The 21627-nt window shown below is 69.5% G+C and carries 24 protein-coding genes; 11 read left to right on the forward strand and 13 right to left on the reverse strand.

All coding sequences use genetic code 11. The features are described 5' to 3' along the window. Window positions 1-23 precede the first annotated feature (23 nt). Window positions 24-1262, reverse strand: coding sequence for an MFS transporter (locus tag GVV77_RS08545; protein WP_201291318.1), 1239 nt, complete (start codon window positions 1260-1262; stop codon window positions 24-26). A 263-nt stretch (window positions 1263-1525) separates the two neighbouring features. On the opposite strand from GVV77_RS08545, the gene GVV77_RS08550 reads away from it, so the two are divergent. Further along, window positions 1526-2506, forward strand: a complete 981-nt coding sequence (locus GVV77_RS08550; protein WP_246199707.1) for a nitronate monooxygenase — start codon at window positions 1526-1528, stop codon at window positions 2504-2506. A 27-nt stretch (window positions 2507-2533) separates the two neighbouring features. Here the strand turns inward: GVV77_RS08550 and GVV77_RS08555 are convergent, their stop codons facing one another. The 4 genes from GVV77_RS08555 to GVV77_RS08570 all read right to left on the reverse strand — a co-directional run bounded on the left by GVV77_RS08555 (window position 2534) and on the right by GVV77_RS08570 (window position 6543). After that, a complete protein-coding gene (locus GVV77_RS08555; RefSeq protein ID WP_159617691.1) occupies window positions 2534-2854 on the reverse strand; it encodes a DUF3040 domain-containing protein in 321 nt (106 codons plus the stop codon). Window positions 2855-3044: 190 nt separating this feature from the next. Further along, the gene (locus tag GVV77_RS08560; RefSeq protein WP_159617692.1) at window positions 3045-4481 is read right to left on the reverse strand and encodes a dihydrolipoyl dehydrogenase family protein; all 1437 of its coding nucleotides are present in this window, start codon (window positions 4479-4481) and stop codon (window positions 3045-3047) included. A gap of 156 nt (window positions 4482-4637) precedes the next feature. After that, window positions 4638-5084: a VOC family protein gene (locus tag GVV77_RS08565; RefSeq protein ID WP_159617693.1), complete on the reverse strand. Its 447-nt coding sequence runs from the start codon at window positions 5082-5084 to the stop codon at window positions 4638-4640. Between the two features lie 463 nt (window positions 5085-5547). Next, window positions 5548-6543, reverse strand: coding sequence for an MBL fold metallo-hydrolase (locus GVV77_RS08570; RefSeq protein ID WP_159617694.1), 996 nt, complete (start codon window positions 6541-6543; stop codon window positions 5548-5550). A 122-nt stretch (window positions 6544-6665) separates the two neighbouring features. Here GVV77_RS08570 and GVV77_RS08575 point away from each other — a divergent pair, with 122 nt between their 5' ends. After that, window positions 6666-7727: an NAD(P)H-dependent flavin oxidoreductase gene (locus GVV77_RS08575; RefSeq protein WP_159617695.1), complete on the forward strand. Its 1062-nt coding sequence runs from the start codon at window positions 6666-6668 to the stop codon at window positions 7725-7727. Between the two features lie 15 nt (window positions 7728-7742). On the opposite strand, the gene GVV77_RS08580 is transcribed toward GVV77_RS08575, so the two are convergent. Both GVV77_RS08580 and GVV77_RS08585 read right to left on the reverse strand, forming a co-directional pair. Beyond that, a complete protein-coding gene (locus tag GVV77_RS08580) occupies window positions 7743-8150 on the reverse strand; it encodes a nuclear transport factor 2 family protein (protein WP_159617696.1) in 408 nt (135 codons plus the stop codon). An 81-nt stretch (window positions 8151-8231) separates the two neighbouring features. Next, window positions 8232-8939, reverse strand: a complete 708-nt coding sequence (locus GVV77_RS08585; protein ID WP_159617697.1) for an SDR family NAD(P)-dependent oxidoreductase — start codon at window positions 8937-8939, stop codon at window positions 8232-8234. Between the two features lie 75 nt (window positions 8940-9014). On the opposite strand from GVV77_RS08585, the gene GVV77_RS08590 reads away from it, so the two are divergent. The 5 genes from GVV77_RS08590 to GVV77_RS08610 all read left to right on the forward strand — a co-directional run bounded on the left by GVV77_RS08590 (window position 9015) and on the right by GVV77_RS08610 (window position 11659). Next, a complete protein-coding gene (locus tag GVV77_RS08590) occupies window positions 9015-9623 on the forward strand; it encodes a TetR/AcrR family transcriptional regulator (protein WP_159617698.1) in 609 nt (202 codons plus the stop codon). Beyond that, complete coding sequence (locus GVV77_RS08595) at window positions 9620-10192, forward strand: GNAT family N-acetyltransferase (protein WP_246199708.1); 573 nt, start codon at window positions 9620-9622, stop codon at window positions 10190-10192. Before GVV77_RS08590 ends, GVV77_RS08595 begins: the two co-directional genes overlap by 4 nt. Window positions 10193-10267: 75 nt before the next feature. Further along, window positions 10268-10573 (forward strand): DUF4193 domain-containing protein, encoded by a 306-nt coding sequence (locus tag GVV77_RS08600; RefSeq protein ID WP_159617699.1) that lies wholly within the window; start codon window positions 10268-10270, stop codon window positions 10571-10573. Window positions 10574-10626: 53 nt separating this feature from the next. Then, the gene (locus GVV77_RS08605; RefSeq protein WP_120164674.1) at window positions 10627-10749 is read left to right on the forward strand and encodes a ribosomal protein bL36; all 123 of its coding nucleotides are present in this window, start codon (window positions 10627-10629) and stop codon (window positions 10747-10749) included. 124 nt (window positions 10750-10873) lie between these two features. Next, a complete protein-coding gene (locus GVV77_RS08610; RefSeq protein WP_159617700.1) occupies window positions 10874-11659 on the forward strand; it encodes a carotenoid biosynthesis protein in 786 nt (261 codons plus the stop codon). A gap of 13 nt (window positions 11660-11672) precedes the next feature. Here GVV77_RS08610 and GVV77_RS08615 read toward each other — a convergent pair whose 3' ends face one another. Next, window positions 11673-13106, reverse strand: a complete 1434-nt coding sequence (locus tag GVV77_RS08615) for a phytoene desaturase family protein (RefSeq protein ID WP_159617701.1) — start codon at window positions 13104-13106, stop codon at window positions 11673-11675. Continuing rightward, the gene (locus GVV77_RS08620; protein ID WP_159617702.1) at window positions 13103-13969 is read right to left on the reverse strand and encodes a UbiA family prenyltransferase; all 867 of its coding nucleotides are present in this window, start codon (window positions 13967-13969) and stop codon (window positions 13103-13105) included. The genes GVV77_RS08615 and GVV77_RS08620 overlap by 4 nt, the downstream gene beginning before the upstream one ends. Window positions 13970-14186: 217 nt before the next feature. Here GVV77_RS08620 and GVV77_RS08625 point away from each other — a divergent pair, with 217 nt between their 5' ends. After that, complete coding sequence (locus GVV77_RS08625; protein WP_159617703.1) at window positions 14187-15212, forward strand: 6-phosphofructokinase; 1026 nt, start codon at window positions 14187-14189, stop codon at window positions 15210-15212. A gap of 62 nt (window positions 15213-15274) precedes the next feature. Next, the gene (locus tag GVV77_RS08630) at window positions 15275-15988 is read left to right on the forward strand and encodes a GNAT family N-acetyltransferase (RefSeq protein WP_159617704.1); all 714 of its coding nucleotides are present in this window, start codon (window positions 15275-15277) and stop codon (window positions 15986-15988) included. A 24-nt stretch (window positions 15989-16012) separates the two neighbouring features. Here the strand turns inward: GVV77_RS08630 and GVV77_RS08635 are convergent, their stop codons facing one another. The 4 genes from GVV77_RS08635 to GVV77_RS08650 all read right to left on the reverse strand — a co-directional run bounded on the left by GVV77_RS08635 (window position 16013) and on the right by GVV77_RS08650 (window position 19220). Continuing rightward, window positions 16013-16441, reverse strand: a complete 429-nt coding sequence (locus tag GVV77_RS08635) for an ankyrin repeat domain-containing protein (RefSeq protein WP_159617705.1) — start codon at window positions 16439-16441, stop codon at window positions 16013-16015. Further along, a complete protein-coding gene (ygfZ, locus tag GVV77_RS08640; RefSeq protein ID WP_159617706.1) occupies window positions 16438-17523 on the reverse strand; it encodes a CAF17-like 4Fe-4S cluster assembly/insertion protein YgfZ in 1086 nt (361 codons plus the stop codon). Before ygfZ ends, GVV77_RS08635 begins: the two co-directional genes overlap by 4 nt. Before the next feature lie 67 nt (window positions 17524-17590). After that, window positions 17591-18190, reverse strand: coding sequence for a nitrobindin family protein (locus GVV77_RS08645; RefSeq protein WP_159617707.1), 600 nt, complete (start codon window positions 18188-18190; stop codon window positions 17591-17593). A 286-nt stretch (window positions 18191-18476) separates the two neighbouring features. Then, complete coding sequence (locus tag GVV77_RS08650; protein WP_246199709.1) at window positions 18477-19220, reverse strand: hypothetical protein; 744 nt, start codon at window positions 19218-19220, stop codon at window positions 18477-18479. A 211-nt stretch (window positions 19221-19431) separates the two neighbouring features. On the opposite strand from GVV77_RS08650, the gene GVV77_RS08655 reads away from it, so the two are divergent. Further along, a complete protein-coding gene (locus GVV77_RS08655; RefSeq protein WP_159617708.1) occupies window positions 19432-20142 on the forward strand; it encodes a winged helix-turn-helix transcriptional regulator in 711 nt (236 codons plus the stop codon). 401 nt (window positions 20143-20543) lie between these two features. After that, window positions 20544-21557: a mycothiol synthase gene (mshD, locus tag GVV77_RS08660; RefSeq protein ID WP_159617709.1), complete on the forward strand. Its 1014-nt coding sequence runs from the start codon at window positions 20544-20546 to the stop codon at window positions 21555-21557. Window positions 21558-21627 lie beyond the last annotated feature (70 nt).

The raw sequence follows: 21627 nt of genomic DNA on the forward strand, positions 1-21627 counted from the left end.
AGCCCGTTACTGGCCGGCCGAGGCTAGGCCCGGGCCTTGCGGGCGACGCGGAACTGGGCGATCAGGCCGATCAGCCCGAGGAGCAGGATTACGGCTCCGTATCCCACAACCGTGGTCGGCAGACCCAGGGGCGCGGCGAGCAGGCCGACCAGGACGACCGGCAGGCCGAAGGCGATGTACGCGACGACGAAGACGGAGGCGATGGTTCCCGCGCGGTGCTGCGGGTCGGTCAGCGGCACGATGAGACGCAGGGATGCCGAGAAGGCGCTGCCGAAGCCGATGCCCCCGATCACGAAGCTGGCGACCATCAGAACGAGGGTCCCGGTGAGCACGCCCACTACGATGCCGGTGGCAGCGACGGCCGCGGCGTAGATCCCGAGCTTTATTCCGGCGCGCGGGGCCAGGCGGGAGAACACGATGCCGGCGACCGCCGAGGCGCCCGACGCAACGAAACCGACCAGGCCGTTAAGCAGGGCGCTGTCAACCTCGAAGACGTTCCGCACGAGCGTCGGCGCAAGCCCGAGGGAGAGCCCGGCGAGCATCCAGGTCGCGGCGATGACGGGGGCGGCGGCGGCGAATTCCTTCCGGGCAGCGGCAGCGATGGCCACGCGCGGGATCAGGGAACGCCACGCTCCGGGGCGGCGCGTCGCACTCTCGGGGGTCAGGGCGACGACGATGATCCCCAGGACCGCGATGACGGCGAGGACCGTATAGATCAGGCCGTTCGGGGAAGGGGTGAACTCGATGGCGAACCCGGCGAGCAGGGCGCCCAGGGCGAGGCCGCCGGTCACGCCGACGCTGCCGAGGATGGCCCCGAGCTTCTTGCGGTTCGCCGGGGCGAGTTCGGCGAGCGAGGCCGAGAACGCGCTGGTCGCGGCGCCCGTGGCGATGCCCTGGACAACCCGCGCTGCGATCACCCAGCCGGCGTCGGGCGCGAGAACGAACATTATGGTCGAGACGAGCTGCACCAGGAGGGCGCCGATGAGCACGGGCCGGCGGCCGATATGGTCGGAGAGGGAGCCCACAGTCAGGAGGGCCGCGAGGAAACCTCCGGCGTAGGCGGCGAACGCCGCCGTCAGGACGACCGCCGGGAAGTTCCATTGCTCCTGGTAGAGCGGCAGCAGGGGTGTCGGCGCTCCCGCCGCAAGGTACAGACTGGTGAAGGCGATCGCGCTTCCCACGAAGGCTACCGGGGCGGGAAGGGTGAAGCGGGAACGAGCAGCAGGTGCTGAGCTGTCGAAGGATGACTGGGTGGTGGACAAATGAGTCTCCTGGTGGCGCGGCTGACCGCGAGGTGATGTTGACCGCCGCACGGTGGCCGTGCAGCTCGTCGTCGACGGGCTCCGGCCTGAAAAACCGGACGTGCGGTCGACTTTGACGAAATGTGAATTACTGGAAGCGAACCGGAGTGTCCGCATCCGCGGGCTCCGCCGTCCAAACGCACTTCCGTACGAAAGGGGCCGGCATTGTGAACGCCTCCACGAATAGAGCTAACCGTTTTGCTATCACGCACATTCCCCGGCCGGTGGTCCAGGCCCCCATGGCCGGCGGCCCGTCCACGCCGCGGCTGGCCGCCGCGGTGAGCGGGGCGGGCGGACTTGGATTCCTCGCCGCGGGGTACAAGACGGCCAACGCACTGCGCGCCGAGATCACCGCGGTGAGGGAAGCGACCGACGCCCCGTTCGGCGTCAATCTCTTCGTCCCCCAGCCCTCGGTCGCCCGTCCCGACCAGGTGGCCGAGTACGCGCGGGCCCTCGCCCCCGAAGCGGAACGCCTCGGGGTGGACCCGGGTGAGCCGAGATACGACGACGACGACTGGGAGAACAAGATCGGTGTCCTCCTCGAACTCGCTCCGGCCGTCGCATCCTTCACCTTCGACGTACCGGAGGCCGGCCTCATCGAAGCGCTCCAAGACCGGGGAGTGGCCGTGACGGTCACCGTCACCTCACGGCCCGAAGCGGAGAAGGCCGCCGCGGCAGGGGCGGATTCCCTTTCCGTTCAGGGGCCCGAAGCCGGCGGGCACCGCGGGACCTTCGACGCCACCGCACCGGGCAATCCAACGCCCCTTCACGCGCTCCTCGAAGACCTGGCCGGGGTGGGAATTCCCCTGATCGCCGCGGGCGGCGTCGCCACGCGCGCCGATGTTCAGGAGGCCCTGGTCCGGGGTGCCGTGGCAGTGCAGGCGGGAACCGCCTTCCTGCGGGCCGAGGAGGCGGGAACGCGGGCGGCGCACCGGGCGGCGCTGGCCTCACCCGCGTTTCCAGCCACCGCGGTCACCAGGGCCTTCTCGGGCCGGTATGCCCGGGGCCTTTCCAACGACTTCATGAGGCGGTACGACCCGGTGGCGCCGTTCGGCTATCCCGAGATCCATCACCTGACGAGTCCGCTGCGGGCGGCCGCGGCGGCGGCGAACGACCCCCACCGCATCAATCTGTGGGCCGGCACCGGCTTCAACCGGTGCGTTGCGGGGTCGGCGGCGTCGATTCTGGACCGGCTCAGCGACTGAGTGCGGAGCCGGGCACCGGTCGAAAGGTCAACTCCTTAGTTCGGGGAGCAACCACTGAGGGGTGGGCGGCTTCGATCCGGCTGCACTCAGGGCGACATGCAGGCCGGCGACCATCACGGCGAAGCCGAAGACGCCGACAAAGATACTGGGCGCCAGGCCCGAGAGCATCACTCCAACGAACACGGTGAGGAGTCCGACGAAATCGATGAGCACACCGAGAACGATACGCCGGGTTGAAAGGGAGGGCGCCGCGGCCGTGGCCAGTGTGGCTGCAAGCCTGGGGTCCTCGTCCTCGAGCTGTTTCTCCAGCTGGTCGAACAGCTTCTGCTCATGTTCCGAAAGCGCCATTGGGTTCTCCTAGTAGGCCCGGCAGGGGCGCCGGGGTGCGCCGCGGGGCGCCATAGAGGGGTGCCGCGGGGGCGGCACATTGGGGTGCGCCGCGGGGTGCGACACACCAGGTGCCGCGGGGACGACCCTGACAGGGCCGCCCCCGACAGCGATGCGGTGACCGGTGGAGCCGGCAACCGGGAAGGGTCTGCTAACCAGCCTTGACCGGCTGGGGGCGGCCGTAGGTTTCGAGCAGGCGCAGCCAGATCTCACTGATCGTCGGGTAGGCCGGCACTGCGTGCCAGAGACGGTCAAGGGGGACCTCGCCGACGATGATCATGGTCGCGGCCTGGACCAGCTCGGCGACGTCGGGTCCGACGAAGGTCACCCCAAGGACGACCTTGCGCTTTTCGTCGACAATCATGCGGGCCTTGCCGGTGTACCCATCGGCGTGGACCGAGGCACCGGCAGTCCAGCCGAGCTCGTAATCCACCACCCGGATCTCATAACCGGCGCGGCATGCAGCCGCGGCGGTCAGGCCCACCGAGGCAACCTCGGGGTCGGTGAAGGTCACCTGCGGAACCGCCTCGTGATCGGCGGTGGCCACATGCGTGCCCCACGGGCCGTCCGAGACCACGGCGCCGGTGGCCCGGGCCGCAATCACGTCGCCTGCCGCGCGCGCCTGGTACTTGCCCTGGTGGGTCAGCAGCACCCGCCCGGTCACATCGCCGGCTGCGTAGAGCCAGTCGTAGCCGGGCACCTGCATCGTGTCATCCGTTTCCAGCCAGGCACCGGCCGTGAGTCCCACGGTCTCCAGACCGATGTCGGAGCTGCGCGGGCTGCGCCCGGTGGCCACGATGACCTCTCCGGCGGTGATCGTGCCGCCGTCGGAAGTCTCGATGGTGACGGTATCCCCGTCCCGCGTGACCTTCGTGGTCTTGGTGTCGGTGAGCACCGTGGCGCCCAGCTCGCGCAGGGATGCGCCGACCATCTCTCCCGCGAAGGGCTCCATCTCGGTGAGCAGGCCGCTGCGTGCGATCATGGTGACCTTCGTGCCAAAGCCGGCGAAGGCGGTGGCCATCTCCGTTGCCACGACACCGCCGCCAATGATGGCAACGCTCTCGGGCACGGACTTGATGCTGGTTGCCTCCCGGGACGTCCAGGGGCGGGCCTCGGCCAGGCCTTCGATGGGGGGAAGCACGGCATCGGAGCCGGTGGTCACGGCCACCGCGTGGCGTGCGGTGAGCACGGTGACGGTACCGTCGGAGGCGGTCACAGTGACCTCCTTGGTGCCGCTGATCCGGCCATGGCCGCGCACCAGGTCGATTCCGGCGCCTTCGAGCCAGCCCACCTGGCCGGCGTCGTCCCAGTTGCTGGTGAAGGCATTCCGCCGGGCCAGCACCGCGTCAACGTTCAGCTCGCCGGTGACCGCCTCGGCGGCGCCGGGCATGTGCCGAGCCGCACGCAGCACCTGGGCTGAGCGCAGCAGCGCCTTCGAGGGCATGCACGCCCAATACGAGCACTCGCCTCCGACCAGCTCGGCCTCAACGACCACTGCGGTCAATCCGCCCTGGACGGCACGGTCGGCCACATTCTCGCCAACTGCACCTCCGCCCAGAACAATCAGGTCGTACTCAGTTTTTTCCATCGTCGTGTCTTCCCTCAAAGTTTCGGTTCTGCCTTAGATCTCTTCTGCGTTGATGTCTTCCACGTTCCGGTGCTGCTTTACCGGCACGGTCCTGCTGGTTGGAACCGCCGCGGCGTCCCGGGGTGCCGACGCCGCGGCCGGGGCGATTTGGAGGGGTCAGCTGCGGCCGGGCAGGCGGGTGGTGATTTCCTGGAGGAACCAGCCGTTGCCGTCCGGGTCGGTGAAGGAGGCGTAGGAGGCGTAGGTCTTGCGCTCGGGGTCGGGCCCGGCGACGCGGTCCTTCCCGCCTTCGTGGTGCCAGATGCCCTTGGCGTCGTGCCAGACCTCGGAGATCTCGATGCCGCGGGCGGCAATGTCCTCGCGGGCGGCGATGATGTCATCGACGATCAGGTACAGGCCCTGCAGGGAGCCGGGTGCGCCGGCGGTGATGCCCTTGCCGATCATGATCGAGGCACCCGAGCCCGGAGGGGTGAACTGCACGACCCGCAGGTCCTCGTCAACGGTGAAGTCGGCGTCGAAGCGCCAGCCCAGCGAGTTGTAGAAAGCCTTCGCGCGGTCCACGTCCGTGACGGGAACAGCGACAACCTCAAGTTTGAATTCCATAACGATCCTCTTCCTGGTGAGTGGTGGTGGTTGATGGTGGTTGGTGCCGCAGCACCGGGTTCCCGTGCACTATCCCGGCTCCCGTAAAGACGGAAATGGTGAGTGTTATTCCGGGGAGAGCCGGTAGAACAACCCCGGCCAGCTGTTGAATTTGTATTGCTCGACGGTGGGCCTGCGCGCTGCCTATCCGGAGAATCGTACTGCTCCTAGATTAGGAGTAGTTGATCGCGTATGCGTATCAACTACTGGGCGGGGAAAATAATTCCCCTGCCGCCGAACCCCTGGCTGCGGTTGTTCCGCAGGCGCCCCGACGGGCTGTCGAACGGGGGGGCAGGAGTTTGCAGGGTGGACCAGCGGGCATCCGGCAGCGGCGGCGGCCCGAAGGGAGTGCGGTTGAGCACATGGGAGACCCCCGGCGCCGGTGCCGATCGGCACCTACGGCCGCAGCACGGGAAAACGGACCCTAGTCGGCGATGCCGAACGGGCCGAGGCTTCCGTAGTCGAGGCGCAGGGCCTCCATCATGGCCCAGGCGTTGGGCAGGGTGAAGACGTCCGCTCCGCCCAGCCGGTCCACCCAGCGTGGAATCAGTTCGTCGGCCGACTTCGCCGCGACCGCATCGAGGTAGGCCCGGAAGACCGCCCAGACGTTCGACATATCGACCGGGGCCATAATCCTGCCAAGATCGACCGAGGACAGCGCCGCCTCCGTCGTATTGTGCAGGTCCCTTAGATACTCGGCCTGCACCTCGACGTCCTTGCGGGTGCCGGTGCGGGTTACGTGTCCGGAGACCAGCTTCTCGAAGGAGTACCCCAGTGTCTGGTCGACGGCAGTGACATAGCCGGGGACATTGGCGGACACGGCAAGGTTCGAGAACGGCACCCACCCCGGGAAGATGACGTCCACGAGCATCAGCACCTTGCGCTTGGGCTCGTGGATGAAAATGTTCCCTTCGGCGTGGTTGGGACCCTGATAGTCAAGCTGCAGGGTGTGATCGCCCGACCGCAGCGTATAGCCGTCGTCGAACTCGACCGTGGGAAGGGGGCGGTTCGGATCCCCGAGCTTCCGCAGCCGCTCGGCAGTGATCCGCTGGGCATACCGGGGCACATCCTGGGGGTAGAGCGACATTGCCCCGACATGGTCGGCATGCTGGTGGCTGTAGACGATCTGGGTAATGGGCTTCGACGTGACGCCCTTGATCGCCCGAAGGATGTTGCGGCCCAGGGTCGGTGGTGCATCGACGGCAACGACTCCGTCATCGGTGACGACGAACATCATCTGATAGGAGCCGTCGCTCAACAGGAACATCCCATCGGCGAGCTCCTCGACGTAATACCCCTCATCCGGAACCTTCGGCCCGCGGGCAGCCTTGGGAACGGGAGCGGTGGGGACCAATCGCAGCGACGCCGCGGCGTCGGTAAAGCTGAACGGCTTCCAGCGAGCTTCCGGGTCTGCAGACATGGGGAATCGCCTTTCTAGATGTTCAGTCTACTATGGGGCATTGGTTGTGGGTGAGCGCCCACTATCATATCAAGGACGGGAAGGCAAATCACGAATGATCATGAAATGAAAGGCTTGTCGACATGACTCCGCTGCATAGGCACACCGGGGTGGCCCAACAGCTCGGCCTGGATTTTCCCATCGTCCAGGGACCGTTCGGCGGTGGCCTCTCCTCCGAGCCCCTTGTCGCCGCGGTATCGGAGGCCGGCGGGCTTGGCTCCTTCGGCGCCCACCACCTCCCTCCCGAGGAGATCACGGCGCTGGTGGGCCGGCTCAGGGGTGCGACGGCCCGGCCCTTCGCGGTCAACCTCTGGATACCGCTGGGTGGTGAATCAGCGGCCGGCGTCGACCAACTGGTGGCACAGGCGGCGTTGCTGGCCCCGTATTTCGAGGAGTTGGGCATCGACCCGCCGGAGCCGACGGTGGGTGCACCCATTGACTTCGATGCCCAGGTGGACGCACTCCTGGCCGCGGCACCACCGGTCATCAGTTTTGTGTTCGGCGTGCCTGCTGCCGACACCGTGGACCGCGCGCGGCGCGCCGGAATCCGCCTGGTGGGGACAGCAACGACGGTCGACGAGGCGGCCGCCCTTGAGGAGGCCGGCGTGGACGTGATCGTCGCCTCGGGCAGCGACGCCGGCGGGCACCGCGGTGCATTCCTCGCCCCGGCGGAGGAATCTCTGGTCGGGACGTTCTCGCTGGTGCCCCAGGTGGTGGCCGCTGTCTCTACTCCGGTCGTTGCCGCCGGCGGCATCGCCACGACCTCCCAGGTCCGGGCGGCGCACGAACTGGGGGCTGAGGGTGTGCAGGTTGGAACAGCGTTCCTCGTGTCGGACGAGTCGGCCGCCTCGGCGGTCCACAAGGAGGCGGTCACCGGGCCGGCCGGCCGCAGCACGGTCCTGACCGGCGCCTTCACCGGGCGCCTGGCCCGGGGTCTGGTCAACCGGGTGACCCGGGAGGCATCCGGGTGGGACACCCATGTTCCGTATCCGGCCCTTGGCGCGATGACCTCGCCCTTCCGCAGGGCCGCAGAGGAGAAGGGGCGGGCCGATCTCGCCAGTTTCTGGGCCGGGCAGTCGGCTCCCCTGGCCCGGCTGGGCCCCGCCGCCGAAATCTTCGCCTCGCTTGCCGGGGCGTACGACTGACGGCGGGGCCGGACCCTACTGGATCTTCGAGACGTGGTAGTGGCTGATGAGCCAGCTTCCGCCGGTCCGCTGCAGCACCACCGTCAGGTGGACCGGAATCACCCTGCCGTCGAGGAACGAGAAGTCGACGTCGGCGTAGGCCACGAGGACGTCGACCGACAGCCGGCGGTGCTCGAGGATCCGGAAGTCGGCCTGCAGCCCGGCCGGCTGCTTGTCGTAGTAGGCGATGACGGCAGGGCGGCCGATGCCGTGGCTCCTGTCAAGGCCTTGGAAGAGTGCGTCCTCAGTGAACTGGGAGGCCACCTCCTCCGGCCGGTGGTCCCGGATCCCGTTCGCCCAGGCGGTGAAGACCGCACTGACGATACCGAGGGTGCCGGTGTCCGACGTGGTTGAAGCGGGTGCTTCGATTCCAGACGCTTCCATGTCTTGTCCTTCAATTGGAGTGCGGACACCTCCGGTGTCCCTGTCGGTGCAGGAGCGGGAGCGCGGCCCGCTCCGGGGAACCTAGCTGCCGGCGCTCTGGCCGCCGTCGACATGGAGGACCTCGCCGGTGACGAAGGGTGCCTGCTCGAGGTAGAGGACGCCCTTGGCGATGTCCTCAACGGTGCCCATCCGGCCGATCGGGTGCTGGCCGGCAAGCTCGTCATGGTTGTGTCCCGCGTGCAGCGGGGTCTTGATGTGCCCAGGGGAGACGGCGTTGACGCGGATTCCGCGGCCGGCATATTCGACCGCGAGCGACTTGGTGACCGAGGAGACGCCGCCCTTGGTGAGGTTGGCCAGGGCGGAGGGAAGGCCCGAGTTCGCGTATTCGACCAGGGTTGTGGTCACATTCACCACGTGTCCGGAGCCCTGCTCGAGCATCCGGGAAATCGCCTGCTGGGTTACGTAGAAGAACCCGCCAAGGTTCACCTGCACCACCCGGTCGTAATCCTCCTTCGTGTACTCGGTGAAGGGCTTGCCGACGAAGATGCCGGCATTGTTCACGAGGGTGTCGATGCGGCCGAACTTCTCGACCGCCGTGGCGACGACCTTCTCCGCGACAGCGGGATCCGAGATGTCACCGGCGACGGTCACGAAGTCGGACTCATCGGCGGGGGCGATGGAGCGGGAGTTTGCGACGACGGCGTAGCCGAGGTTGCGGAGGGCTGCGGCGAGCCCTTTTCCGATTCCCTGCGATCCTCCGGTGACGACGGCGACTTTGCGAATTTCCATAGCGTGCTGCTTCCTTTAGACGATCGGTCAACTACCGAGTACACAGTTATAGCCGACTGGTCTTATAATTGCAATATGGGACGAAAATCAGACGCACGACAGAGAATCCTTGAGGCCGGCACGGCGCTCTTCCAGCAGCGCGCCTACGCTTCGATCGGCGTTGCCGAGATCTGCGCAGCGGCCGGTGTCCCCAAGGGAAGCTTCTACCACTTCTTCCCGTCCAAGCAGTCGCTCGCCCTCGAAGTGATCAATGCGCACTGGATCAAGCAGGGCGCCCAGTGGAGGGGCATCCTCACCTCCCCGGATTCCGTTCTCGACCGCCTGCGGAAGCTGTTCCTCGCAACGGCGGAGGTGCAGACGACGGCGCTGAAGGGAACGGGCACGGTCACGGGATGCCTTTTCGGCAATCTCGCCCTTGAGGTCAGCGCGCAGGATGACCCGGTCCGGGAACGCCTGCAGCAGATCTTCGAGGAGCAGATCGAACTCATCGACGCCGCTCTCCGGGAGGGCACTGCTGCGGGTGAATTCGCCTTGGCCGATCCCCGGTGGACGGCCAAGGCGATCGTTGCGCAGATCGAAGGGATGGTTCTCTTCGCAAAACTGTTCAACGATCCGGGCCAGCTCGATGCCCTCTGGCAGAACAGCCTCTCCCTGCTTGGACTCCAGACCGCTCCTGCCGCGTGAGGCCCCCGGAGCCCGCCTGCCTGACCGGCGGTGTCGAGGTGGCCCCGCTGCGCAGCTCGGACGCCGAGCGCCTTGCCGCCGCGTACAGCCGTAACCGCGACCATCTGGCGCCCTGGGAGCCCGCCCGCTCCGACCGGTTCTTCACCCCCGCGGGTCAGCGGGAGGTCATCGACGCGAAAGCCGCCCTCGTCGAGGCCGGCTCGGAGGTGCCGTGGGTCCTGCTCCAGAGCGGGCAGGTTGTCGGGACGGTCACCATCACCGGGATCGTGCGCGGCCCGTTCCTCAACGGCCATCTGGGGTACTGGGTGGATTCGGAGCTGACCGGGCGCGGGATCGGCTCGGCCGCCGTCGCCTTCGCAGTGGAGGCAGCGCGGGATGTCCTGGGGCTGCACCGCCTGCAGGCCGCGACCCTGCCGCTCAACGCCGCTTCCCAGCGGGTGCTTGACCGGGCGGGGTTCGAGGAGATCGGACTGGCCCGGGCGTACCTCAGGATCGCCGGACGGTGGCAGGACCACCGGCTCTACCAGCGCATCCTCGAGCCCTCCGGTGCGGCCGCCGCCCGGGAATAGACCCAGGCCGCGGCCTGTTATCGAGAGCACGAGTTAGGTCAATCCTGGTCTCGTGCGAAGGAGAAGAAGCACTTTATGGCAACCGATTACGACGCCCCACGCGTCGCCCAAGAGGACCAGCCCGTCAACGAGTCGCTTGAGGCGATTAAGGCCAAGCACAGCGCCAACTCGCAGACGGCGGTCATAGACGTCGAGGAAAGCGACCTGGCGGACGGCTTTGAACTGCCCGGAGCGGACCTCTCCCACGAGGAGCTGCAGATCCAGGTCGTCCCCCAGCAGCAGGACGAATTCACCTGTATGAACTGCTTCCTGGTCCGCCACCGGAGCCAGCTGGCCCGCGAGCACAACGGAGCGATGTACTGCTCCGAGTGCGAGGGCTGAGCCGACCCCGGCACCCAACACCATCCGTCCACGCCAGCAGCAGGGAGTACATCATGAAGGTTCGCAATTCGCTCAGGGCCCTGAAGGCCATCCCCGGCGGCCAGATCGTCCGCCGCCGCGGGCGCACCATGGTCATCAATAAGAAGAACCCCCGGATCAAGGCCCGCCAGGGCTGATCGGGCACCCGCAGCGGCCGGCACGCATCGAGCGTGCCGGCCGCTGCCGTTAACGGCACCGCCACGCAACGGCACCGCCACGCATCGGCACAGCCACGGCGGGCCGACCTGCAAAGATAGGCAGGTGCCGCACCCTGCCAGAACCCGCCGCTTCCCGCCCCTGCTCGCCGCCGCCTGCCTGTTCCTGCTGGTGTCCGGGTATTTCGTCGTCCGGTTCCCGGACACCCCGGGGGCCGAGACCGCCTCCTACTTCTTCAACCTCCTCATCGCGCTTCCCGCGTTCATCGCCCTGGCCCGTCAGCTGGGGGCGGCCCGGGCCGCGGCCGCACTGGCCGCCGTGTCGGTCTTCGGCTACCTGATCGAGGGCGTCGGCGTGGCCACCGGTTTCCCCTACGGCGACTTCTCCTACGGCGATCCCCTCGGGCCGAAGGCCTTCGGCCTGGTGCCGTTCCTGCTGCCGCTGTCCTATGTTCCGCTGGTGATTGGAACCGTCGCGGTCTTCGCGGGACGGTCGACGGTCCTGCGGACCATCGCCGCCTCCGCGGTGCTGCTGGTCCTTGTCGACGGAGTCCTTGACCCGGGCGCTGTCTCGCTGCGGTTCTGGATCTGGGCCGACGGCGGACCCTACTATGGGGTGCCGCTGAGCAACTACGCCGGCTGGCTGCTGTCCGGGCTGTGCGCCGCGGCGCTCCTGAGCCTGCTGGGTGGACGGAGGCTCACCGGCCGCCCTGTCCGGCCCGGGCTGCTCGACAGCCTGCTGCTCTCGCTCAGTTTCTGGCTCGGCGTGTCGATCTTCTCCGCACTGGTTTTCCCCGCCCTGCTGGCGGCGGCGCTCCTCGCGTTCGTGGTGCGGCGCCGCATTGCGCTCGCCGCCGCCCCCGCGCCTGCTCCGGCCGGCCGGCAGGGCTGATCCGGCGGGTCGGTCAGGACTGCCGGCGCCGTGGAAGTGACCGCAGCAGCCGTTCCGAGGACATCATTGCCCCGCCCAGGACCGCCGGCAGCCCACCGCCGGGATGCACCGAGGCACCCACCCGCCACAGCCAGGGCCGGCGGGGGCTCCACTGGGCGGGAACATGGAACGGCCCGCTGAGCCACGCGGGGTGGACGGCCCCGTAGAGTGCCCCGCCGGCCGACCCCGCCTCGCTGAAATACGCCGGGTCGAGGACGAGGTGTTCGCCCAGGTAGCCGGCCAGGGGCTCAGGCAGCCCGAGGGCCCGCGAGACCCGGTCGACCTCCCCGGCGATGAACCGGTCGTTCAGGGAGTAGGTTCGGCCGTTCGCCGGGCTGGTGAGCAGCAGGGCAAGCGTCGGAGCCGCATTCGGGTACACCTCGCCCGCCGGATAGTAGTTTGCGAAGGCCATGGTCTGCCCCGGTTCCGCTCCGGCCTCCAGCGCGGCGTACAGCTCCCCCGGGGAATCGGGCAGGATCACGCTGTGCCGGGGGGTGCCCTCGGGCAGCGGCCGGTCCAGCACCGCGTACAGACCCACGGCCGAGCAGGAAAGCCTCCGCGGCGTCCGCGGCGGCCTGCCGGTGAGCAGCCCGGCCGCCCGCTGCGCATCGACGCCGGCGACGACGGCGTCCGCCGGATAGGTCCCGCGGGCCGTGCGCACGCTGCCCCTCCGGATCCGCTCCACCGGCTCCCCCGTGGCGATTTCCACCCCGGCGGCCGCCGCCAGCCGCTCCAGTGCCAGCACCAGCTCATACACCCCGCCGCGCGGCACCCAGACACCGTCGTGGGCCATGACCGCAGGCATGCTCGCGTACAGCGCGGGCGTCCGGGTGGGACTGACCCCGGCGTTAAGGGTGTGGATCGCGATAACCTCCCGGAGCCCCTCCGGGAGCCAGGGCAGGCTGTCCAGGTAGCTGCGGGTGGTGAGGCGGCCCCCGTACAGCCTGGCGAGCCGGGTGAGCGCGGGATACGCGGCGCGTTCGAGCGGAGCGGTTGTCAGCAGCGTGGTGACCTCCGGCCCGAGGCCTCCGTGCAGCGCCGCGAACCGTTCCCACGCGGCATGCCAGGGATGGCCGGGCGGCACCGGAAGGCTGCAGGCCTCCCCCCGGAAGGAATACGTTCCCACCTCGGTGAGCCGAACGAGTTCGAGCCCGGCGGTGCCGGCGGCGCTGCCGGGAGCCCTGCCGGTGAGGGCGTCGATGCGGCGGAGCAGTTCTTCCCAGACTCCCGGGAAGGTGAACAGCGAGGGTCCGGTGTCCACGCGCTGCCCGGCAAGCTCGACGCGCCGGCTCTTCCCGCCCAGGGTGGCCCCACCCTCCAGCACGGTCACCGCGTGCCCGGCGGCGCCCAGGAGGGCGGCGGCCGCCAGGGACCCGATGCTTCCGCCCACGACGACGATCCGGCTCACCGGTAGATCCCCAGCAGCAGCGACCCGGTGAGCTGCACCCCCGCCACGGTGCCCGCGAGGTACGGGAAGGCGATGGAGTACCGGTAGAGCCGGTGCCCGGTTGCCGGGGACGGCGAGCGCAGCAGTGAGACGAGCAGCCAGCCGGCGATCCCGCCGCTCACGATGGCCACGGGCAGGCTCACCAGGGCGAAGCAGACCGTGGACAGGGCCCACCAGAACCCGCTCCAGCCGACGACCCCGCGCGCGCCCAGGCGCACCGCCGTCGTCGTAATCCCGGCCGCACGGTCCTCCTCGATGTCCTGGACGGCGTCGAAGGTGTGTTTGGCGGCGCTCCAGGCCATCAGGCCGACGGCGGCGGGCCACAGGGGCGCGGCGCCGAGCGCGAGCGGGACGAAGACCAGGGGAAAGGCGTAGGCGGCGTTGCTGAGCGAATCGAGGTATGGGCGGGCCTTGAAGCGCGGCGGCGGGGCGGAATAGGCGATGAACACCGCCGCGTACAGGCCGATCCAGGCAAGGGCCGGCCACGGCAGGGTCGCCAGGAACCAGGCGAGGAACGGGAGGTTCGTGGCGGCCACCCAGGTCCAGATGGAGCGGACCTCCGCGGCCCGGATGCGCGCGCCCTCGAGCGATCCCTTCCGCGGGTTCAGCGCATCGGTGTCCTGGTCGAAGATGTCGTTGACGCCGTAGATCAGCAGGTTGAAGGGCAGGGTCAGCCAGATCAGCAGGGCCAGGGCCGCCGGATTCCACAGCTCGCCGGCGAGCCACATGCCCACCGCGCCGGTGCCCAGCGTGTTGATCCACAGCACGGGCCGCGAGATGGCAATCATCCGGGATGGTGCGGCGAGCAACCCTGATCGGGGCACGCGGGTCCTCCTTGGCTCGAATTCGGGCTGAAACCGCCGGGCCGGACTCCGCCCGGCCGTGCATGCGGCCGCGCTGGCCCGGGCGCTTCCCCAACACTACGGGCCCACCACGGCCGAAGAGTGCGCCGGCGTCCGTTCCCGTGTGTCTAGAATCATAGTTGAGCTCGACGGCGCGCTCTGCGATGAACCGTCAACCCAGCTGAAGGAACACACCCCTATGAAAATCGGAATACTCACGAGCGGCGGCGACTGCCCCGGCCTGAATGCTGTGATCCGGGGGGCGGTGCTCAAGGGCATCAAGGTCCATGGCCAGGAATTCATCGGTTTCCGCGACGGCTGGCGCGGCGTGGTCGAGGGCGATGTGATGGACCTGCAGCGCCACGACGTGCGCGGCATCTCCAAGCAGGGCGGCACGATCCTCGGCACCTCCCGCACCAATCCCTTCGAGGGCAACGGGGGGCCCGACGCCATCAAGGCGCAAATGGACCGCCTCGGCATCGACGCGATGGTCGCTATCGGCGGTGAGGGCACCCTCGCCGCCGCGAAACGCCTGACTGACGCCGGCCTGAAGATCGTCGGCGTCCCCAAGACCGTCGACAACGACCTTGACGCCACCGACTACACCTTCGGCTTCGACACCGCAGTGCAGATCGCCACCGAGGCGATCGACCGGCTGCGCACCACCGGGGAATCCCACAGCCGGTGCATGATCGCCGAGGTGATGGGCCGCCACGTCGGCTGGATCGCCCTGCACGCCGGGATGGCGTCGGGCGCCCACGCGATCCTGATCCCGGAACAGCAGACAAGCATCGAACAGATCGCCCGGTGGGTTTCCGAGGCCAACGCCCGCGGACGCGCCCCCCTGGTGGTGGTGGCCGAGGGCTTTGTCCCCTCCCACATGGAGCAGGCCCACTCCGAGCGCGGCCTGGACACCTTCGGCCGTCCCCGGCTGGGTGGGATCGCCGACCAGCTCGCCCCGGAGATCGAGGCCCGCACCGGAATCGAGACCCGGGCTACGATCCTCGGGCACATCCAGCGCGGCGGCGTCCCCTCCTCCTTTGACCGGGTCCTGGCCACCCGTCTGGGCATGGCGGCGGTCGACTCGGTGGCCGACGGGCTCTGGGGCACCATGGTCTCGCTGCACGGGACGGAGATCGCCCACGTCGGGTTCGAGGACGCCCTGGGCAAGCTCAAGCAGGTCCCCCAGCACCGCTATGACGAGGCCGCCATCCTGTTCGGGTGATCTTCATCCCGCCGGCGCCGAACCGGGCCGGGCGCGGCGTCCGTCCGTGTTAGTTTGCCGTCATGGAACTAGATCCGGGAACCGTGGCCATCATCCAGCTGGCCTGGTCGAGGCTGCTCCGGCTCGAGGACGCGGCGTTGGCCGGCGACCCCGCCGAACGGATCGTGAGGGCCGATGAGGCCTCGGGCCGGCTCACCTTCGTGACCCTCTTCGGCAAGGAGGCGCTGGTGGGCCCCGAGTGGGCGGTTGAGGCCGCCCGGCGTCTCCCGGGTGCCCAGCTGCGGCAGCAGGGCACCCTGGTGGAGCTGAGCCGGAAACACGGAGGCAGGTCCCTGGGCGAGGCCCAGCTGTACTTCAGCGATACCCTGCCGAACCTTGAGGCCCTTCGAGACACCGCCGTGTCGAGCGACCAGGAGTTCGTCGACGGGCTGGAGCGGATGTGCCCGCCGGACGATGTGTCCGAGGCCGGGCTGGGCAGCCTCGACCACCGGTTCATCCTGGTCGATGACCGGCACCCCGAGGATCCGGCCCCGCTGGCGGGAGCCGGCTACGAGCCCTGGGCCGGAATCCTCGCCCACCTCAGCGTGCTGACCGCCCCCCAGCACCGCGGCCGGGGCCTGGGCGGCCGGATCGCCGCCGTCGCGGTCGAGGAAGCCATGGCCGCGGGGTTCGTGCCCCAGTGGCGCGCCCGCGTCGACAATACTGCCTCCCAGCGGGCCGCTCGCCGGGCCGGATTCGCCTTCGGCGGCACGCAGACCAGCGTGGCCCTCGGCTGAAGTCCGTGCCCCGGGGCGCGGCGGTCAGCCGAACAGCTCGGTCAGGTCCGTCCGCTCGAACATCCTCGCGGCATCGCGCGCACTCGGGGTGCCCGCGTCGGGGTCTGCCCCTGCCTCATGCAGCAGCCGCGCGGTCGAGGTGTGGCCCTTGAACACCGCACCGGCCAGCGGGGTCTGGCCGCGGTCATTGGCCTTATCGACGTCGGCTCCGCGCCCCACGAGGTCCCTCACGATGGCCGGGTGGCCGTTGTAGGAGGCGAGCATCAGCAGGGAGTCCCCCGCCGAATTGGTCAGGTCCGGCGGGACCCCGGCGTCGAGGTAGCGGACCAGGGTCGCGGCGTCGCCGTGGCGGGCCGCGTCGAACAGCCGGCCGGCGAGGGCGAACGCCGCCTCGGCGCCGGACTCCGCGCCGGATTCCGCGCCGGACTCTGAGCCGGTCTCCCGGCCGGTCACCGGGGGCCCTTCAGGAAACCGGTGGCCCGGCCCACGACCTGCCCGGCATCGGGGGGAACGATGATTTCCTGGGCGGCCGCGTACTGCTCGTCGGCGTCCTGCACCAGAAGCCGGGCGGACGGGTCGACCGAGCGCTTCACCACCGCGAGGGCGATGGGACCCATCTCCCAGTGGTGAGCCACGGAGGTGATCCGCCCGACGGTGCGGCCCTCGGCAACGATGCCGCTGCCGCGCGCGGGAAGCGTGTGCTGGCTGCCGTCGAGGTGGAGGAAGACCAGCCGGCGCGGCGGGTGTCCAAGGTTGTGGACCCGCGCCACGGTTTCCTGGCCCTTGTAGCAGCCCTTGGCCAGGTGCACGGCGGTGCGGATCAGGTCCAGTTCGTGCGGGATGGTCTTGTCGTCGGTCTCGAACCCGACACGCGGGCGCCAGGCGGCTATGCGCAGCGCCTCTGCCGCCATCATCCCCGCCGGCGTATAGCCCTCAAGCCCGTTGACCATGTCGAGGAGCGAGGCCTGCGGGATGAGGTAGTCGAACCAGGGCCGCTCCAGGCCCGGATGGGATTCCACCGCGGAGTAGGCGAACCCTCCGGCGCCGACGCCCGGCCACGGATCGGCCCAGACGGTGTGACCTTCAAAGGCGTCGATTCGGGCCACCGAGCCCACCACGGCCCAGTCCGCCGAGACATCGGCGATCTCCACGCGCAGCATGAACTTCATCCGCTGGAGCCACTCGGCGAGCCCGGGCGCCTCGGCGCCCTCGACGATCAGCCAGGCGGTGGCGCCGTCATCGACGACACGCGCGCTGAAGTCGATGCGCCCCTGGACGCTCAGCAGCAGGGTCTCCGAGGCCTCGCCAGGCTGCAGGTTGAGCAGCAGCTGGGAGGAGAGGGTATTGAGCCAGCTCAGCCGGTCGGGCCCGGTGACGGTCACGACGCCCCGGTGGGAGAGGTCGACGACGGCCTGTCCTCCGGAGAGGAGGCGCTGCTCGCGGAAGGGATCCCCATAGTGGGCAGCGACGGCCTCATCGGGGCCACCGCCCGGGACGGCTCCGGGCAGGCTGAGGAGCGGGCTGATGTAGGTCATGTGGATGTAACGCCTTTCAGGCGGTGCTATTCCCCCGTCCGATCTGCGGGACGGGGCCGGACCGGAGTCAGGAAAGCTTTTTGAGGATCGCCGAGGCGTGGGCCTGCAACGCGTTTCCGGACGCGGCGACATCCCAGCGCCAGTACAGGTCGCCGCCGACCAGCCCGAACAGGCGGGTCGCGGCCGCGTACTCCTTGGAGTGCTGCCCGCGCATCACAACGTCGGTGGAGAGCTGGATCTGCGGACCCTTAATAGTGCCGTAGTAGAGCTCGGCGATGCTGCCGGGGTGGACGATGGTGGCGGTGATGTCGAACCCGCCCGCTTCGTTGCGGAAGTGCTCCACCTCGTCCGCGGTCTTCAGCGCCGGCACGATGTCCGCCGGGGAGAGCCCCGGCCCGACGTCGGCGTCGTTGAGCTTGCGGTCAAGCGCCCAGAACCCGGTTTCGACCGACAGCGGCCGCAGCCGGGAGCCCTGTTCATCGGTGAGCCAGCTCTCGGCGGTGTACTGCAGGTAGGGCAGCCCGTGGTGTTCGAACGTCATCCGCTGCCCGAAGTGCTCCGAGTCGGCGTCACCCTCACCGAGGCGCCCGGTCCCTTCCCAGGTGCCGAGCAGCCAGGAGAGCGGAACCAGCTCAGGGGTGAGGTCGGTGGGAAGTTCGATTGACATTGCCGGGTTGCCCTACCGCTACTTCTGGCCCTTGTACAGGCGGGCGACCACGAGCGCCGCGAAGCCCGCCATGGCGAGGCCGGCGACAACGAGCAGGCAGATGAAGAAGATTTCCAGTGCGAGGATCGACATATTTCCATCCTAACGCGCCCTTCCGGCCCGCAGTACACCATCGCGGGCGTGCTTCCGGGCGGCCGCCGGCGTGTCCGTGAACCGCTGGAGCACCAGGCCAATCGGCAGGCGGCGTGGGCGGCCCGACGGACCCTGTGCCCCGAGGGCAACCCGTTCAGGACAGCAGCAGGGTGTCCAGGAAGTAGACGAGGGCGCCGATGGCGAGGACCGGGGTAATGCCGACGGCGAGCGCCGCCGCGGCGTTCAGCGGTGCCTCCCGGGAGGTGAGCAGACGGCGGCCGCTTACGAGCACCGCGCCGCTGACGAGGCCGACGAGCACGGCGGGCAGGACCGGGACGCCGGGGAGCAGGAGTGCGCCGGCCCATCCGGCGGCAGCGGCGAGGACCAGGCCCAGCGGTGCGGCCACCCGGTCGGGCCACCGCGGGAGCAGGCCAGCGAGACCGGCGAGGACGCTGATCCCGGTTACGAGCATCATCGACGTCCCGGCGGCGTTGACCGGGAGCCGGTCGGCGGCAGCCCACCCGGAGCCCAGGGCGACGGCGAAGACGCCCGAGCTGGCCCCGAGGGTCGATTCGAGGCGGTGGCTCTGGCCGGTCCCCCGGAGCAGCTGGATCAGGAATACGGCACTCACGCCGAGGGCGACCGCACCGGGGAACCAGACCATGTAGCCCGGGCCCGGGGTGAAGGCGGCTGCGGCGGTGGCGGCGATCGCGCTGAGTCCGATGGCCGTGGACTGGCTCTTGCGGGCGGGGACGCCCAGCAGATGGGGCCAGCCGACGGCGGCAACGGCGCACAGGAACGCGGTGACGGCGGCGACGGCCAGGGGTGAGACGAAGGATGCGCCGACCAGGCCCGCCACCGAGGCGGCGGCTGCCGCGGCCACTATCCAGAATCTCACCCGAGCAATACTGCCCTATGGCTCCAAGGTCTGGGAAACTCCGGGCCAGCGGTCTGCACAGGGCGGGGACAGGGCGGCGCTGAGGCATCGGGCGCGTTGCCCGCCCTGCGGTTATACTTGTCCAAATCTGTACCGCCGGCGGCTTCCGGTTCTCCCGGTTCAGCTCCGGCCCGCCCGCCCGATGATGCGCGTCCCGACCCGTGGAGGACACATGCCGCACATCCTGCTGCTCACGAACAGTGCGGGATCCTCAGTGGAGATCCTCCCGGCCCTTGAACTGCTCAGCCACAAGGTGCATATCCTCCCCGCCGAACCCACCGCCCTGCTGGAAACCGAACCCTGCGACGTCGTCCTGGTCGACGCCCGGCGCGACCTCGTAGGGGCGCGCTCCCTCACCCAGCTCCTGAAGGCCACCGGGCTCAGTGCGCCGTTGATGCTCGTGCTGACCGAGGGCGGCATGACGGCGGTGACCGCCGCCTGGCTGGCCGATGACGTCCTGCTGGAGTCGGCCGGTCCCGCCGAGGTCGAGGCGCGACTGCGGCTGGTCATCGCCCGGGCCCAGGCGGCCGGGGAGGAGACCAGCTCCGAGATCCGGGCCTCGGGCGTGGTGATCGATGAGGCGAGCTACACCGCGCGGGTCGGCGGGGTTCCGCTGAACCTCACCTATAAGGAATTCGAACTGCTCAAATACCTGGCCCAGCATCCCGGACGGGTCTTCACCCGCGACCAGCTGCTGCACGAGGTGTGGGGCTACGACTACTACGGGGGCACCCGGACCGTCGATGTGCATGTGCGGCGGCTGCGGGCGAAGCTCGGCACCGACCACGAACACCTGATCGCCACGGTGCGCAACGTCGGCTACCGGTTCACGCTGACGCGGATGCCCGAGGAGACCGGAGCCGACGTCGTCCAAGATGCTTAACAACACCGGCGTGTGACCACAGCGGCGTGATGACATCGGCGCGTGGCCACAGCGGCGCCTGATTCGGGCCGGCGCCTGATTCGGGCCGGCGCCTGATTCGGGCCGGCGCCTGAAAGGGCCGGCGCCTGAAAGGGCCGGCGCCTGAAAGGGCCGGCGCCTGAAAGGGCCGTGCGGGGAATGGCCTAAACGCGAAGAACCCCCATCCCTGTGGATGGGGGTTCTTCGTGGGCGGGGCCCAAAGTGGAGGACATACGGGTCGAACGTATCGCGGGCACCCCAGTGGTGCATCCCCCCTGAACGGTTTCCCACGCTACCCCACCCCGGGGCGTCCCGCCAAACCGGCGGCCTGAACCCTGGCCGGCGGCCGGTCCCGGCGGGTGCCGGGGCACTAGGCTGGGCGCATGACGGCCGATGCGCAGCTTCCCTCCTGGACGATCACCCGGACCTCCGGCACCCCGCAGGCCCCCCTGCTGGCGGAAATCCGCGAGCTTGCCGCGCGTGCGGCCGAGGCCGACGGCAACCCTCCCCTGTCCGAGCAGACCCTGGTGAACCTGCGTTCCTCCGCGCCCGACGCGGCCAGGGTCCTGCTTTTCACCGCGCGGCCCCGGGCCGGTTCCGGCGGGGACGCCGGGGACGATGCGGAGCTGGCCGGCGTCGCCGTCGTCAGCCTGCCAGCGGACGGGGCGCCGGGCGCAGGCCAGGAGGCCGCAGTCCTCGAACTGGTCGTGGCGCCTGACGCCCGCGCCGAAGGGGCCGGATCCGCGCTGGCGGCGGCGGTCGCCGCCGAGGAGGTTCCCGGGCTCCGGGCCTGGTCGCACGGCAACCATGCCGCCGCGGCCGCCCTCGCCGCCCGGCACGGGTTCCGTCCCGTCCGGGAGCTGTGGCGCATGCGCCAGACCCGGGCCGCTGCCGCCGAACTGGCGCCTTCCCCCGTCCTGCCCGACAAGGTCCGGCTTCGAACCTTCGCTCCCGGACGGGACGAGCAGCTGTGGCTGGAAGCCAACCGCTCCGCGTTCGCCCACCACCCCGAGCAGGGATCCACGACCCTCGCCGACCTGCAGGCCCGCATAGCCGAGGACTGGTTCGACCCCGAAGGCTTTTTCCTCGCCGAGGACACCGAAACCTCCCGCCTGCTCGGCTTCCACTGGACCAAGGTCCACGCCGGCTCGGGCGCCCACCCGCCCCTCGGTGAGGTGTACGTCGTCGGGGTGACCCCCGAGGCGCAGGGCCGCGGCCTGGGCAAGGCCCTCACCGTGGCCGGCATCGAGTACCTGCACCGGCGCGGCCTGCAGGCCATCATGCTCTACGTCGACGCGGACAACACCGCAGCGGTGGCACTCTACCGTCGGCTGGGCTTCACGCGCTGGGACGTCGATGTCATGTATGCAGGTGGAGAAGACACGCCCAGCTTGTAAGGTTGGATTCCAGCACAGTGCCCGCTTCTACGCGCGCCCCGAGACACCATTGAACGCCGCAGGAGACACC

Origin of the sequence: Arthrobacter zhaoguopingii (assembly GCF_009828605.1) — a bacterium.
Lineage (GTDB): Bacteria > Actinomycetota > Actinomycetes > Actinomycetales > Micrococcaceae > Arthrobacter_D > Arthrobacter_D zhaoguopingii.

Bases quoted from the DNA above. Each gene is read 5' to 3' on its own strand.
- GVV77_RS08555 (WP_159617691.1), bottom strand. From the start codon at position 2,854: ATGGCGCTTTCGGAACATGAGCAGAAGCTGTTCGACCAGCTGGAGAAA.
- GVV77_RS08560 (WP_159617692.1), bottom strand. From the start codon at position 4,481: ATGGAAAAAACTGAGTACGACCTGATTGTTCTGGGCGGAGGTGCAGTT.
- GVV77_RS08565 (WP_159617693.1), bottom strand. From the start codon at position 5,084: ATGGAATTCAAACTTGAGGTTGTCGCTGTTCCCGTCACGGACGTGGAC.
- GVV77_RS08570 (WP_159617694.1), bottom strand. From the start codon at position 6,543: ATGTCTGCAGACCCGGAAGCTCGCTGGAAGCCGTTCAGCTTTACCGAC.
- GVV77_RS08575 (WP_159617695.1), top strand. From the start codon at position 6,666: ATGACTCCGCTGCATAGGCACACCGGGGTGGCCCAACAGCTCGGCCTG.
- GVV77_RS08580 (WP_159617696.1), bottom strand. From the start codon at position 8,150: ATGGAAGCGTCTGGAATCGAAGCACCCGCTTCAACCACGTCGGACACC.
- GVV77_RS08585 (WP_159617697.1), bottom strand. From the start codon at position 8,939: ATGGAAATTCGCAAAGTCGCCGTCGTCACCGGAGGATCGCAGGGAATC.
- GVV77_RS08590 (WP_159617698.1), top strand. From the start codon at position 9,015: ATGGGACGAAAATCAGACGCACGACAGAGAATCCTTGAGGCCGGCACG.
- GVV77_RS08600 (WP_159617699.1), top strand. From the start codon at position 10,268: ATGGCAACCGATTACGACGCCCCACGCGTCGCCCAAGAGGACCAGCCC.
- GVV77_RS08605 (WP_120164674.1), top strand. From the start codon at position 10,627: ATGAAGGTTCGCAATTCGCTCAGGGCCCTGAAGGCCATCCCCGGCGGC.
- GVV77_RS08625 (WP_159617703.1), top strand. From the start codon at position 14,187: ATGAAAATCGGAATACTCACGAGCGGCGGCGACTGCCCCGGCCTGAAT.
- GVV77_RS08630 (WP_159617704.1), top strand. From the start codon at position 15,275: ATGGAACTAGATCCGGGAACCGTGGCCATCATCCAGCTGGCCTGGTCG.
- ygfZ (WP_159617706.1), bottom strand. From the start codon at position 17,523: ATGACCTACATCAGCCCGCTCCTCAGCCTGCCCGGAGCCGTCCCGGGC.
- GVV77_RS08645 (WP_159617707.1), bottom strand. From the start codon at position 18,190: ATGTCAATCGAACTTCCCACCGACCTCACCCCTGAGCTGGTTCCGCTC.
- GVV77_RS08655 (WP_159617708.1), top strand. From the start codon at position 19,432: ATGCCGCACATCCTGCTGCTCACGAACAGTGCGGGATCCTCAGTGGAG.
- mshD (WP_159617709.1), top strand. From the start codon at position 20,544: ATGACGGCCGATGCGCAGCTTCCCTCCTGGACGATCACCCGGACCTCC.